This window comes from Streptomyces sp. NPDC021225 (assembly GCF_044332865.1).
Lineage (GTDB): Bacteria > Actinomycetota > Actinomycetes > Streptomycetales > Streptomycetaceae > Streptomyces.
On record NZ_JBIRPV010000004.1, the window covers coordinates 84,527 to 97,664 of the forward strand.

Annotated in this window: 13 protein-coding genes; 9 read left to right on the plus strand and 4 right to left on the minus strand. The window is 71.6% G+C overall.

The features are described 5' to 3' along the window. The first annotated feature begins 28 nt into the window (after positions 1–28). Positions 29–448: a cupin domain-containing protein gene (locus ACH4S9_RS18965; RefSeq protein ID WP_311729534.1), complete on the plus strand. Its 420-nt coding sequence runs from the start codon at positions 29–31 to the stop codon at positions 446–448. Here the strand turns inward: ACH4S9_RS18965 and ACH4S9_RS18970 are convergent. Then, positions 405–1,142, minus strand: a complete 738-nt coding sequence (locus tag ACH4S9_RS18970; RefSeq protein WP_398373134.1) for a glutathione S-transferase C-terminal domain-containing protein — start codon at positions 1,140–1,142, stop codon at positions 405–407. The genes ACH4S9_RS18965 and ACH4S9_RS18970 overlap by 44 nt on opposite strands. Before the next feature lie 813 nt (positions 1,143–1,955). On the opposite strand from ACH4S9_RS18970, the gene ACH4S9_RS18975 reads away from it, so the two are divergent. The 6 genes from ACH4S9_RS18975 (at position 1,956) to ACH4S9_RS19000 (ending at position 7,286) form a co-directional block, all read left to right on the plus strand. Further along, positions 1,956–3,347: a GNAT family N-acetyltransferase gene (locus ACH4S9_RS18975; RefSeq protein ID WP_398373136.1), complete on the plus strand. Its 1,392-nt coding sequence runs from the start codon at positions 1,956–1,958 to the stop codon at positions 3,345–3,347. Further along, positions 3,335–4,099, plus strand: a complete 765-nt coding sequence (locus tag ACH4S9_RS18980) for an amino acid ABC transporter ATP-binding protein (RefSeq protein ID WP_358847995.1) — start codon at positions 3,335–3,337, stop codon at positions 4,097–4,099. Before ACH4S9_RS18975 ends, ACH4S9_RS18980 begins: the two co-directional genes overlap by 13 nt. Positions 4,100–4,164: 65 nt before the next feature. Beyond that, a complete protein-coding gene (locus ACH4S9_RS18985) occupies positions 4,165–5,139 on the plus strand; it encodes an ABC transporter substrate-binding protein (protein WP_398373139.1) in 975 nt (324 codons plus the stop codon). A 151-nt stretch (positions 5,140–5,290) separates the two neighbouring features. Then, the gene (locus tag ACH4S9_RS18990) at positions 5,291–5,908 is read left to right on the plus strand and encodes a DUF4352 domain-containing protein (RefSeq protein ID WP_398373141.1); all 618 of its coding nucleotides are present in this window, start codon (positions 5,291–5,293) and stop codon (positions 5,906–5,908) included. Between the two features lie 81 nt (positions 5,909–5,989). Beyond that, positions 5,990–6,622 (plus strand): flavin reductase family protein, encoded by a 633-nt coding sequence (locus ACH4S9_RS18995; RefSeq protein ID WP_311729529.1) that lies wholly within the window; start codon positions 5,990–5,992, stop codon positions 6,620–6,622. Beyond that, on the plus strand, positions 6,612–7,286 hold the full coding sequence (locus tag ACH4S9_RS19000; protein ID WP_398373144.1) for an HAD family hydrolase: 675 nt from the start codon (positions 6,612–6,614) through the stop codon (positions 7,284–7,286). The genes ACH4S9_RS18995 and ACH4S9_RS19000 overlap by 11 nt, the downstream gene beginning before the upstream one ends. Before the next feature lie 189 nt (positions 7,287–7,475). On the opposite strand, the gene ACH4S9_RS19005 is transcribed toward ACH4S9_RS19000, so the two are convergent. Both ACH4S9_RS19005 and ACH4S9_RS19010 read right to left on the minus strand, forming a co-directional pair. Beyond that, positions 7,476–8,348: an undecaprenyl-diphosphate phosphatase gene (locus tag ACH4S9_RS19005; RefSeq protein WP_311729527.1), complete on the minus strand. Its 873-nt coding sequence runs from the start codon at positions 8,346–8,348 to the stop codon at positions 7,476–7,478. A gap of 138 nt (positions 8,349–8,486) precedes the next feature. Continuing rightward, the gene (locus tag ACH4S9_RS19010) at positions 8,487–9,269 is read right to left on the minus strand and encodes a TVP38/TMEM64 family protein (protein WP_398373146.1); all 783 of its coding nucleotides are present in this window, start codon (positions 9,267–9,269) and stop codon (positions 8,487–8,489) included. A gap of 372 nt (positions 9,270–9,641) precedes the next feature. Between ACH4S9_RS19010 and tuf the strand changes: the two genes are divergently transcribed. After that, complete coding sequence (gene tuf / locus ACH4S9_RS19015) at positions 9,642–10,823, plus strand: elongation factor Tu (protein WP_398373148.1); 1,182 nt, start codon at positions 9,642–9,644, stop codon at positions 10,821–10,823. Between the two features lie 78 nt (positions 10,824–10,901). After that, the gene (locus tag ACH4S9_RS19020) at positions 10,902–11,747 is read left to right on the plus strand and encodes a fused MFS/spermidine synthase (protein ID WP_311729525.1); all 846 of its coding nucleotides are present in this window, start codon (positions 10,902–10,904) and stop codon (positions 11,745–11,747) included. Here ACH4S9_RS19020 and ACH4S9_RS19025 read toward each other — a convergent pair. Then, positions 11,734–13,080 carry an MFS transporter gene (locus ACH4S9_RS19025; protein ID WP_398373151.1) on the minus strand — a complete coding sequence of 449 codons (1,347 nt, stop codon included), beginning with the start codon at positions 13,078–13,080 and terminating at the stop codon, positions 11,734–11,736. The two genes, ACH4S9_RS19020 and ACH4S9_RS19025, sit on opposite strands and share 14 nt — an antisense overlap. Positions 13,081–13,138: the final 58 nt, after the last annotated feature.

The following is a 13,138-nucleotide window of genomic DNA, read 5'->3' on the forward strand; positions in this document are numbered from 1 at the left end:
ACGACCCGCATCACAGCAAGGAGCACCCATGGAGTTCGTCAAGCCGCGACCCACCGGCAAGGGCCCCGCCAACTGGTTCAACGGCGACGTCTGGTTCGACGTCATCCAGGCCGGCACCGAGCCTTCCCGACTGCGCGCCAATATGGTGCGCTTCGCCCCCGGCGCCCGCACCGCCTGGCACCATCACGTCGTCGGCCAGACCCTCCACGTCGTGGCCGGGATCGCCCTGATCGGCACCCGCGACGGCACCGTCTACGAGGCCCACCCCGGCGAGACCGTCACCTGCCCGCCCGGCGAAGAGCACTGGCACGGCGCCACCGAGGACCGCTTCATGCAGCACCTCGCTCTGTGGGAAGGCGGCGCACCCGACGACGACCGGCCCGAGACCACCTGGCTCGAGCACGTCACCGACGAGCAGTACCGCTCCCCGCGTACCCGCAGCCGCTGACTCCCTTCGGGAAGGCCGGGTGGCCGGCCAGGCGGCGTACGTAGGCGTGCAGCCGGTCGTACCGGGGGACGAGCGGCGCGGCGTCGGAGTGGACCAGCGCCACCCACAGATCCACATCCGCCGCGGTCAACTCCTCGCCCAGGACATACGGTCCGGGCCCCAGCCGACGGTCGAGCAGATCGAGCGCCGCGAGCGACGTCGCGGGGCGGTCGGCCCGCGTGATCCGTGTCTCGATGAGCTCCCCGAGGGCCTCGATCGCCGCGGCGAGGGCCGGCGGGCGCAGCCGGGGGAGATGGCCGTGGCCCGGCGTACTCAAGTGGTCCGCGATGTCGCGGAGGATGTCGGGCGTGTGGTTGCTGACGACACGCCCGCTCCAGCGGTCGCACAGCGCGGGCACGGTCAGCGGGCCGTCGTAGCGGTGCCAGGTGGCCTCGTAGGCCTCGCGCAGGCCCTGGGCGGCGGTCGGGGACGGGAGGCAGACGGTGGTGAGCGAGTCGCGGAGCCGGAGCAGGTCCAGGGTGATCGAGACGCGCAGTGAGCGCGGACAGCCCTGGGAGAGGAACACCTGATAGCGGTGCGGCGCCGGGTAGAAGCCGCCGGCGACATCGACGCCGATGCGGCTGCGGAAGCTGTGGCCGGGGCGGGGGTCGAGCAGCGCCGCCGGTCCTGAACTGCGCGGAATCGTCTCGGGCATGGCTCTCCACGTGCGAAATGGCTGGGCGGGAAGGAGCGGGAGGGAGGGAAGGCCCGGTGTCCGGGGCGACCATGGGGCCGCGATCAGGCCGCGATCCGGCCGGGGCTGGATGACCGGTCGTCGTCGACCGGTCCCGGTCAGGCGGTCGGACTCAGGCGGCGCAGACGCGCAGCAGGTCGATGTGCAGCCGCCGGGTGAGGGAGCGAGGGCGGAGCGGGAGCGTCGACTGGAGAAGCCGCCGAGCTTCCCCGCTCATGCCGACAGTCCAGGGCATTTCCACCGGTCCCATCATCGAGGCTCGCGCGTCGCGAAGCCGTCGCCAACAGTGTCGTGGCGCTCCGCGGGGCCGTCAAGGAGCCAGTTGACGGCGGCTCATGGCACCGGCACCCGCCGACGCCTTCGCCGACGCCTCCGCCGACGGTCCAGTATGCGACCGGCGGTTGACGTGGCGCGCGATCTCCTGCTGAATGATGGCCATGACTGCCCAGCAGCGTTTGGTCACCCGCGACCACATCGACTTCGGTCGGGTGTGGTCCGCCACCTGTTGCGCCTGACTCGGCAACGGACCGCCGAAGCGGTCCACCTCCGCTCGTGACCGTCGCGGTCCGAGCCTTCGCATCGCGCGCTGTTCCCGTGGACGAGCACTGACTCGCGGCCGGACGGCGCCTTGACCCCGTACGCGCGCGCCGCGGCCACGTTGGCGCCGCTGCGCCCGGGTCACCCATGTGTTCTCCCCGCGCCCGCTCCGCGCCCACCTCCCCGAAAGGCCACTCCCATGCCCGTGGAAAGTCCCAGTCCGGCCCGGGAGCACGGATGACCTCCGTCGCGCAACCGCCGCCCTCCCGGCTGAAACCGCCCGAGCTGACGGTCGTCCAGGCCCCGGTGTCCGACCCGCGTGTGCGGCCGTTGCTGCGCGAGCTGGGCGAGGAGTACTCGGCCCGCTACGGCAAGGACGCCCACACCGAACTCGCCCGCTACCCCGACGAGGAGTTCACCACGGAGCGCGGTGGGGTGCTGCTGCTGTTGCTGGAGCACGGCGAACCCGTCGCGGGCGGAGCCTTCCGCCGGTACGACGAGAACACGGCCGAGCTGAAGCGGATCTGGACGCACTCCGGGCATCGACGGCGCGGCCTCGCCCGCCGGGTCGTGGCCGAGTTGGAGCGCGAGGCGGGCGCCCGGGGCTACCGGCGGATCTTTCTGACCACCGGGCCGCGTCAGCCCGAGGCCCGCGGGCTGTATCTGGCCACCGGCTACACCCCGCTGTTCGACACCGAGGCCGACCCGGAGACCATCGGCCCGCTCCCGTTCGAAAAGCACCTCACCGACCAGGCCCGCACCGGCCATGACGACCTGGCCTCGCTCAAGGTCGTGCCCACCCGCCACTACGCCCGCTGGGCCGCGGCCCTCGCCGTCCTGGTCCTCACGGCCCAGTTCCTCCACGGGCTGGTCACCAACCCCGTCTGGCAGTGGCGGGTCTTCAGCGAATACGTGCTGTCCGAGACCATCGTCACCGCCGTCGGGGTGACGCTCCAGCTGACCGCCTACTCGATGCTGCTCGGCTTCGCCCTCGGCACGGTGCTGGCGTTCATGCGGCTGTCGGCCAGCCCCGTGCTGCGGACCGTGGCCTGGACCTACGTCTGGATCTTCCGCTCCATCCCGATGATCGTCCAGCTGGTCTTCTGGTTCAACCTGGGTGCTCTGTACCGGGAGTTGGGCATCGGCATCCCCTTCGGCCCGGTGTTCTGGTCCGTCAGCAGCAACGACCTGATCGGCACCATCGGCGCGGCCCTCATCGGCCTGACGCTCCACCAGGCGGCGTACTGCGCGGAGATCGTCCGCGGCGGTGTCCTCTCGGTCGACCGGGGCCAGCTGGAGGCCGCGGCGGCGCTCGGCATCCCCAGGCTGCGGCAGATCCGGCGGATCGTCCTGCCGCAGGCCATGCGGGCCATCCTGCCCACCGCGGGCAGCGAGATCATCAGTCTCCTCAAGGGCACCTCGGTGGTCTACGTGATGGCCATCGGCGAGCTCTTCTACCAGGTCAAGGTCATCTACGGGCGCAACGGCATGGTGATTCCGCTGCTGATGGTCGCCACCGCCTGGTACGTGTTCCTGACCTCCGTGCTCTCGGTCGCCCAGTACTACGTCGAGCGCCACTTCGCCCGGGGTGCCGAGCGCACCCCTGGGAGGCGGTCATGGGTGAGGTGATGGTGGAGGTGCGCGGGGTCCACAAGAGCTTCGGGCCGCTGGAGGTGTTGCGCGGCGTGGACCTCCAGGTGCGCACCGGTGAGGTCACCGTAGTCCTCGGCCCGTCCGGATCCGGGAAGTCCACGCTGCTGCGCACCATCAACCACCTGGAGAAGGTCAACCGCGGCTGGATCAGCATCGACGGCGAGCTGATCGGCTACCGCAGATCGGGAAACCGGCTGTACGAGCTGAAGGAGCGGGACGTTCTGCGGCAGCGCACCCATATCGGGTTCGTCTTCCAGGACTTCAATCTCTTCCCGCACCTCACCGTGGAGGAGAACCTGATCGAGGCGCCCATCGCCGCGCTCCGCCGCCCGCGCAAGGAGGCCGTGGCGAGTGCCGCGCGGCTGCTGGAGCGGGTCGGGCTCGCCGACAAGGCAGCCGCGTATCCCCGGCAGTTGTCCGGTGGTCAGCAGCAGCGGGTGGCCATCGCCCGCGCGCTGGCCCTGGAACCCAAGGTGCTGCTGTTCGACGAGCCCACCTCGGCGCTCGACCCGGAACTGGTCGGCGAGGTCCTGGATGTGATCAAGGACCTGGCACGGACCGGCACCACCATGATCGTCGTGACCCATGAGATCGGCTTCGCCCGCGAGGTCGCCGACACGGTGGTGTTCATGGACGGCGGCGTCGTCGTGGAGCAGGGTCCGCCCGCGGCCGTACTCGACGCCCCGCGCCACGAGCGCACCCGCGCCTTCCTCTCCAAGGTCCTGTGACCGGCCCCGGCCCCGGCCCTGGCCTTCGCCCGCATCCCCGTGTTCGTAGAGCAAGGAGATCCACCATGCCCACCCGCCGCTTCGCCACCGCTGCCCTCTCACTCGCCGCGGCGCTCCTCCTCGCCGCCTGCGGCAACCCCTCGGACGGCGGCACGACCGAGGTCGCGGCCAAGGACGGCAGCCGTACGAAGATCAACCTGAGTGCGGACCAGAAACGCATCACCACCCCCAAGGTGGACTCCATCGCCGCACAGGTGCCCGCGGAGATACGCAAGAGAGGCACCCTGGAGATCGTCGACTCCTCCGACTCCGCCGCACCGCTGACCTTCTACGCCACCGACAACAAGACGATCATCGGAGTGGAGCCCGACCTCGCCTACCTGGTGGCCGATGTGCTGGGCCTCGAGCCGCACATCAACACCGTCTCGTGGGAGAACATCTTCGTCGGCCTGGACAGCGGCAAGTACGACGTCGGCTTCAGCAACATCACCGACACCGAGGAGCGCAAGGAGAAGTACGACTTCGCCAGCTACCGCAAGGACGACCTGGCCTTCGAGACGAAGAAGGGCAGCGGCCTGAAGGTCACCGGGCCCAAGGACGTGGCGGGTAGAACCGTAGCGGTGGACACCGGCACCAACCAGGAGAAGCTGCTGGTCGAGTGGAGCGAGGAGAACGTGAAGGCCGGCCGTGAGCCGGTGAAGATCAAGTATTACCAGAACCAGAGCGACACCTACCTCGCGCTCGCCTCCGGCCGGATCGAGCTCTTCCTGGGCCCCAACCCGACCGCCGCCTACCATGTGGCCTCCGCCCGGCAGACCGAGATCGTCGGCACCTACTCCGGCGCCGGGGACACCCTCCAGGGCCTGATCGCGGCCACCACCAAGAAGGACAACGGACTGGTCAAGGCGTTGAACTCGGCGATCAACGAGATCATCGACAACGGCACCTACGCGAAGGTGCTGAAGCGCTGGGGCCTGTCGAGCGAGGCCGTCGAGAAGTCGGAGATCAACCCGCCGGGCCTGCCCAAGACCAATAAGTGACCGATCCGGGGCGCGGGGCCGCACGGCTCTCGCGCCCCACCCCGGTTTGGCACCGTTCAGTTACAGAACGAACATCCCAGGCACACCGTGGTGTACAAGGATGTGGGGATGTCGCCACCGATCTGATTTCACGGAATGTACGGGGGATTCCATGCACCGTTCCATCGCTGCCACCGCGGCGGTCGTCGCACTCACCGCCGCTCTCACCGCTTGTAATGGGTCGGACGGGGACGGCGACAAGGCCGGGACGACGAAGAAGGGCACCCACTCCAGCGCCGCCGAACCCGGCGGTGAGAACTCGCCGGAGGCCGCGCCAAGCCAGGCGAGCTCGACGGCCGGCAAGCTCGGCGACACCCTCTCGCTCGTAGGAATCGTGGGCCTGGGTGAAACGACCGCGCCCACGGCCGACATCACGCTGAACAAGTTCGTGGACAACGCGAAGTCCCAGGGCGCCTACTTCGAGGCCGCCGACGGAAACCGCCTGGTCGCAGCGGAGTTCACGATCGTGAGCACCGGCAAGGCCACCTACAGCGACGCCCCGTACACCCCTCCGACGGTCGTCGACACGGCCGGAACGGCACACAACGGCAAACCCGGGGATCCCACCGTCGGCGAGTCCCTGAGCATCACGATGACTCTCTCGCAGGGGGAACGGGCCACCGGCTGGGTGATCTTCGAGGTGCCGAAGAGTGCGAAGATCACGAGCGTGACGTGGCAGATGGACCGCACAGGGCTCGACACGGAACGCATCGGGACGTGGACCCTCTAGAGGCGCCCCTTTTCCCACGGGACGGATGAGACCGCGAGCCGCCCTTGGGATGGGCCGCCGTATGTGCGGATACTGGGCGGTATGCGTATTGAATTCGATCCCGAGGCTGTAGGTCGCACTCCCTTCTACAAGCTGCTGACCTCCGTGGTAGTCCCCCGGCCGATCGCCTGGGTGTCCACCGTCTCGGCCGCCGGGACCTGCAATCTGGCGCCGCACTCCTTCTTCACGGTCGCCTGTGTGGCCCCGCCGATCGTGCAGTTCACCTCCGTGGGGCGCAAGGACTCGCTGCGCAATGTGGAGGAGACCGGGGAGTTCGTGGTGAACTTCGCGCCCGAGCAGCTGTTTGAGCAGATCAACGAGACGGCGACGGACTTTCCGCCCGAGGTCGGGGAGTTCGAGGCGGTGGGCATCGCGCGGGAGCCGAGTCTGCGGGTGAAGCCGCCGCGGGTGGCGGCCTCGTCGGTCGCGCTGGAGTGCGAGCTGCACAGCACGGTGCGGCTCGGGGACTCCACCGTGGTGTTCGGCCGGGTGGTGCACGCCGCCGTCGATGAGCACGTCATGGACGGCGGCCACCCCGAGGTGACCAGGCTGCGTCCGCTGGCCCGGCTGGGCAAGGACGAGTGGGCGACGCTCGGCGAGGTGTTGGAGCGGCCCCGGATCCGGTACGCGGACTGGGACGGCGGCGCGGGCGGCGCCGGGCTGAGTGGTTCGTAGGGCGGGGTCCGCGCCGGCGGCGATCGTCTTCGACATCGGCTCGACTCTGGTACGTGAGGACCGGTACTGGGCGTCGTGGGCCGACTGGCTGGGGGTTCCCCGGCATACGTTGTCCGCGCTGGTCGGGGCGGTGGTTGCGCAGGGGCGGGACGACACGGAGGCGATCCGGCTCGCGCGGCCGGGGGCCGATGTGCGGGCCGAGCGGCGGGCGCGCGAGGCGGCCGGGCGGGGGGAGCGCCTGGAGGAGGCGGACCTGTATCCGGACGTACGGCCGGCGCTGGACGCGCTGCGGGCGCTCGGGGTCCGGGTCGCCGTGGCCGGGAACCAGACGGAGCGCGCGGGTGAGCTGCTGCGCGCGCTGGAGCTGCCGGTGGCCGAGGTCGCGACCTCGGCCCGGTGGGGCGTCGCCAAGCCCGATCCCCGCTTCTTCGACCGTGTCGTGGAGCTGGCCCGGGCCGCGCCCCACGAGACCGTGTACGTGGGCGACTACCCGGCGCTGGATGTCCGTCCCGCCAAGGCTGCCGGGCTGCGGGCGGCGCATCTGAGGCGCGGACCGTGGGGGTGTCTGTGGGCGAACTCGGCCGACGCGGCCTTGGCGGACTGGCGCGTCGACTCGCTGACCGAGCTCGTCCGGGTGATCGGGGCGGCGCGGAGCGGGGGGTAGGGCTCGCACGGAGTGTGATGAGTTCACACCCCGTGTGATCAGAGTGCATGCATATATCTACCGCACACCCTCCCGCGCCCCGCGGCACGGTGGTTGAGTCTTCGTACAGCCCGCTCAGGTGCGCCAGACCTGGGCGAAGGGGCCGCCGGACCCCTCCCTCCTCGGCCGGCGGCCCACCCCCCCAAACGCTCAGCCCGCGGACTCGGCCGCGTGCGCGCTCAGCACGCCGAGCGCGACGAGCGCGAACACCACAATGCCCAGCAGCACCCGGTAGATCACAAACGGCATGAAGCTCTTGGTGGTGATGAACTTCATGAACCATGCGATAACGGCGTATCCCACAATAAAAGCGACAACCGTCGCGAAGATCGTCGGGCCCCACGCCGTGTGGCCGTCCGAGGCGTCCTTCAGCTCGTACGCTCCGGAGGCCAGCACCGCGGGCACCGCGAGCAGGAACGAGTAACGGGCCGCGGCCTCGCGGGTGTAGCCCATCAGCAGACCGCCGCTGATCGTCGCGCCGGAGCGGGACACGCCCGGCACCAGCGCCATCGCCTGGCAGAAGCCGAAGATCAGACCGTCCTTGATGCCGAGTTCGCGCAGTGTCTTGCGCTGTACGGGGGCGCGGTGCTTGCCGCCCTTCTCGTCGCGGGCCGCCCGCCAGTCGGCGAAGCCCAGGATGAGGCCCATCACCACCAGCATGGTGGCGGTGAGCCGCAGATCACGGAACGGGCCCTCGATCTGGTCCTTGAGGGTCACGCCGAGCAGGCCGATGGGTATCGAGCCGACGATCACCAGCCACCCCATCTGGGCGTCATGATGGCCGCGCCACTCCTTGTTGAAGAGTGAGCGGAACCACGCCGAGACGATGTTGGTGATGTCCTTGCGGAAGTAGATCAGCACGGCGAGCTCGGTGCCGATCTGGGTGATGGCCGTGAAGGCGGGCCCGGGGTCGCTCCACCCCGCGAAGGCGGCGGTGAGCCGCAGATGGGCGCTGGAGGAGATCGGCAGGAACTCGGTCAGCCCCTGGACCAGTCCGAGAATGAATGATTCGAACCACGACATCGCGTCTACTATCCAAAGCCTGATCATGCACTGACCGGCGCAGCGGCGGGTCAGGCGGGGTGGCCGACGGGGAGGACCGGCCGCTGTGGATCAGCGCCGGTCGTCGGGGCAGCGTACCGTCCCCGGGTAAGAGGCCTACTAAGGCCCTTGCCTTCCGGCCATGGGCGGACCCGGTTCGGCCGGTGTCGGCTCGGCGCGGGCGGTGTCCTGAACCGTTTCGCGTGTGCCGCCCAGCCGGCCCCGCCTGCGCCAGGCCATGGCGCATCCCACGAGCGCGGGCACCGCGATACAGGCCAGCGCGGCCAGGAACACCGGCGAGGTCGGGGTGGTGGCACGGCTGCCCGCCACCGCGTACGCGGCGGTGTTCGGCACACTGCCGAGGGCGGTCGCCAGCAGGAACGGGACCCAGCCCATCCGCGACACGGCGGCGCAGTAGTTCGCGGCGGCGAACGGTACGCCCGGGAACAGCCGGATCGCCAGCATGGACCGGAAACCGTGCCGGCTCAGCTGCCGGTCGGCCGCCACCAGCCAGCGGGCGCGCAGCAGCGGCCGCAGCGCGTCCTGGCCCAGCAGCCTGCCCAGACCGAAGGAGATCCCGGCGCCGAGCACCGTCCCGGCCACCGCGGCGGCCAGCCCGGCCGAGGCCCCGAACAGCGCGCCCGCCGCCAGGTTCAGCAGCGGCCGCGGCACCAGGGCCGCGGCACACCCCCCGTACGCGAGCGCGAAGATCACCGCGGCCGTGCCGCCGGACAGCTGCGGCGGCCACCCCTCGGCCAGCAGCCGGTGCGGCTGCCACGCCCAGACCGCGCCGGCGGCGCCCGCCAGCAACGCCACCAGCAGGCACAGGCGCAGCCGCGGCGAGAGCAGCGCACGGGCGCGGCGCTCGGCCGGTGTGGCGGGCGGCGCGGCGACATCCAGCATCGAAGGAGCGTATCCGAAGCGGTCCTTGGGCGGCTCCGCGGCCGTCCACCAGACGGTCGGCCGCCGTTCGTCGCCGGGCCCGGCGACGAAGAACCAGGCGAGGGAAAACCATTCGACGGGCGCCCCGCGATACGCGACGATCAGCGGTATGTTCCGGCAGTCCTTCCTCGTGACGACGTCCGCAGTCGCGGACGCGCCGAAGGCTGCCGTCCTTCAGGTCGCACCTCCGATCGCCGCATGCGCGTCCGCCTGCGTCGACGGCGCCCGACTCTGACCCTCCTCGGACACCTCCGACGGGACCCCGCCAGGGGAGGGTCGGTCCGGCCCTGGGGTCCTCCTTTCAGCGTCGCTGTTCCGAGGAGGAACGGATCCATGTCCAAGCAGGCCTATCTGCGCACCAAGCCGCATCTGAACATCGGCACCATCGGCCATGTCGACCACGGCAAGACCACGTTGACCGCCGCCATCACCAAGGTCCTCAGCGAGCGCGGCGCCGGCGGCACCTACGTCCCCTTCGACCGCATCGACCGCGCTCCGGAGGAGGCGGCGCGCGGCATCACCATCAACATCGCGCACGTCGAGTACGAGACGGACACGCGCCACTACGCGCACGTCGACATGCCCGGCCACGCCGACTTCATCAAGAACATGGTGACGGGTGCGGCCCAGCTCGACGGCGCGATCCTGGTCGTCTCGGCGCTCGACGGCGTCATGCCGCAGACCGCCGAGCATGTGCTGCTCGCCCGTCAGGTCGGCGTCGACCACATCGTGGTCGCCCTCAACAAGGCCGACGCGGGCGACTCCGAACTCACCGACCTGGTCGAGCTGGAGGTGCGCGAGCTGCTGTCCGCGCACGGCTACCCCGGCGAGACCACCCCCGTCGTACGGGTCTCCGGGCTGCGCGCGCTGGCCGGGGACCCGCGCTGGACCGGCTCCATCGAGGCCCTGCTCGACGCGGTCGACACCTATGTGCCGATGCCGGTGCGCTACACCGACGCCCCGTTCCTGCTCCCGGTGGAGAACGTCCTGACCATCACCGGGCGCGGCACGGTCATCACCGGCGCCGTCGAGCGCGGCACGGTCCGCGTCGGCGACCGCGTGGAGGTGCTCGGCGCCGACACCACCACGGTGGTCACGGGCGTCGAGACGTTCGGCAAGCCGATGGAGTTCGCCGAGGCCGGGGACAACGTGGCCCTGCTTCTGCGCGGCGTCGCGCGGGACGCGGTGCGCCGCGGCCATGTGGTCGCCGCCCCCGGCAGCGTGGTGCCCCGGCGGCGCTTCACCGCGCGGGTGTATGTGCTGTCGGCGGCGGAGGGCGGCCGGCGCACACCGCTGTCCACCGGCTACCGTCCGCAGTTCTACATCCGCACGGCCGATGTGGTCGGCGATGTCGACCTCGGCGTGACGGGCGTGGCCCGGCCCGGTGACACCGTCACCATGGACATCGAGCTCGGGCACGCGCTGCCGCTGGAGTCCGGCCTGGGCTTCGCGATCCGCGAGGGCGGCCGCACGGTGGGCGCGGGCACGGTGACCGCGGTCGCTGACCAGAGTTGAGAACACGGCCGCCCCGGTACGCCGCCACGGCGCACCGGGGCGGCCGGAGCCGCGCGTTCCACGCGGCACAATATGAGCGTGGACGAGCCGATACCCGTGATCAGGGACGTGGACCGGGGCACCGCCAAGCTGATGCCGGACGTGGACCGGCCGCGCGCCTGGCTGCTCACGGTGGACGGCTCCCCCCAGTCGTATGTCGACCTGGACGACCCCACCCACCTGGAGTTCGAGTACGCGCGGCGGCTCGCGCACGTCCTGGAGCTCACCGGTGCCCCGGGCACCCCGCTGGACGTGCTGCACCTGGGCGGCGGCGCGCTGACCCTGCCGCGCTTCGTGGCGGCCGTCCGCCCCGGTTCGCGGCAGGAGGTGATCGAGGCCGACGGCGGGCTGCTCGATCTGGTCGCCGAGCGGCTGCCGCTGCCTGCCGCCGCCGGGATCGCGGTGCGCCGGGCGGACGCCCGTACCGCGCTGGAGGCCGCTCCCGGCGCGTCGGCCGATGTGATCGTGGCCGATGTGTTCGGCGGCTCGCGCGTCCCCGCGCACCTCACCTCCGTCGAGTACGCGCGCGCCGCCGCCCGGGCGCTGCGGCCGGGCGGCCACTACGCGGCCAACCTCGCCGACGGCGCGCCCTTCACCTTCCTCCGCTCCCAAGTGGCCACGCTCCAGGCGGCCTTCGCCCAGGTGTGCCTGATCGCGGAGCCCGCGGTGCTGCGCGGCCGCCGGTTCGGCAACGCGGTGCTGGTGGCCTCGGACCGCGAACTCCCGATCGACGGCCTGGCGCGCCGCACCGCCGCCGACACCTTCCCCGCGCGGGTCGAGCACGGCGCGGCGCTGGAGCGCTTCGTCCGAGGGGCCGCGCCCGTACGGGATGTGGACGCGGTGCCCTCGCCCGAGCCGCCGGGCGGCGCCTTCAGTATCGGCTGACCGGCTCCGTCCCGTCCGGCTCCCTGCCGTCCGGCTGTGTCCCGTCCGGCCGCGTCCCGTCCGGCTCGCCGGGGCCGCCCTCCGCGACGGGCGCGGGCCCGGCGGTGCGCCGCCGCAGCTGCCGTACGTCCGGCACCGCCAGCACGGCCAGGGTCAGCAGCACGATCAGCACCGAGCACCCCCACAGCGCGGCGGTGCGGCCGAAGGCGCTCTCGGCCGGTCCGGCGAGCGCCGTGGCGATCGGGACCATGGACACCGAGCCGAACCAGTCGTACGCGGCGACCCGCGACAGCTTGTCCTCGGGTATCTCCTGGTGCAGCGCGGTCATCCAGGACACGCCGAACACCTCGATGGAGACCCCGCCGACGAACATCACCGCGCACAGCGCGGGGACGGGCAGCGGGACGGCGAGCGCGGCCGACGGCAGGGCGAACGGGAACACGCACACCGTGCCGACCAGCAGCAGCCGCCGTGGCTTCCAGCGCGTCATCAGCAGCCCGCCCAGGACGGTTCCCGCGCCGTACGCGGCGAGCGCGAGCCCCCAGGGGCGCGCGCCACCCAGGTGTTCCTCGGCGACCAGCGGCCCGTACACCGCCTCGGCCGCCGCCACCACGGCGTTGACCACCGAGAACTGCACCACGATGCCCCACAGCCAGGCCCGGCTCGCCACCTCCCGCCAGCCGTCGCGCAGATCCCGCAGCAGCCCGCCGCTCTCGCGCTTGGCCACGTGGTCGACGTCGAGGAAGGCCCGCAGGAGGCCCGCGAGGGCGAAGGCGGCGGCGTCGACGGCCAGGACCCAGCCGGGGCCGAAGGCCGCGATGAGCGCGCCGCCGAGCGCCGCGCCGCCGATCTGCGCGCCGTGCGTGCCCATCCGGAACACCGCGAAGGCGCGGCTGGCCTGTTCGCCGTCCACGCTGGAGAGCAGCATGCCCTCGGCGGCGGGGGAGAAGAACGCCTGCCCGGTGCCGCCGAGCGCGGAGAGCAGGGCCATCTGCCACAGCCGTGCCTCGCCGGACAGCACGAGCGCGGCGAAGGCGGCCTGGGACAGGCAGTTGAGGGTGTTGGCCGCGACCATCACGCGGTGGCGCGGCAGCCGGTCCGCGATCGCGCCGCCGATCAGCAGGAAGACGACGAGCGGGACGGTGCGCGCCGCGGCGACGAGGCCCACGTCGCCGCCGTCCCCGCCGGCCTCCAGGACCGCGAACGCCGCCGCGATCAGGGCTCCGGCGTTGCCGAGGCCCGTCACCACGGCGGCGGCGGTCAGCAGGCTGTAGTTGCGGCCGGCCCAGGCGGGGCGGTGTGGTCGCCGGCGTGCGGTTGAAGGGGTAGTCACCAGCGGACTATCCCCGGGGGCGAGCCCCGACGCCAAGCGGATTTCAGCCGGATCGGCC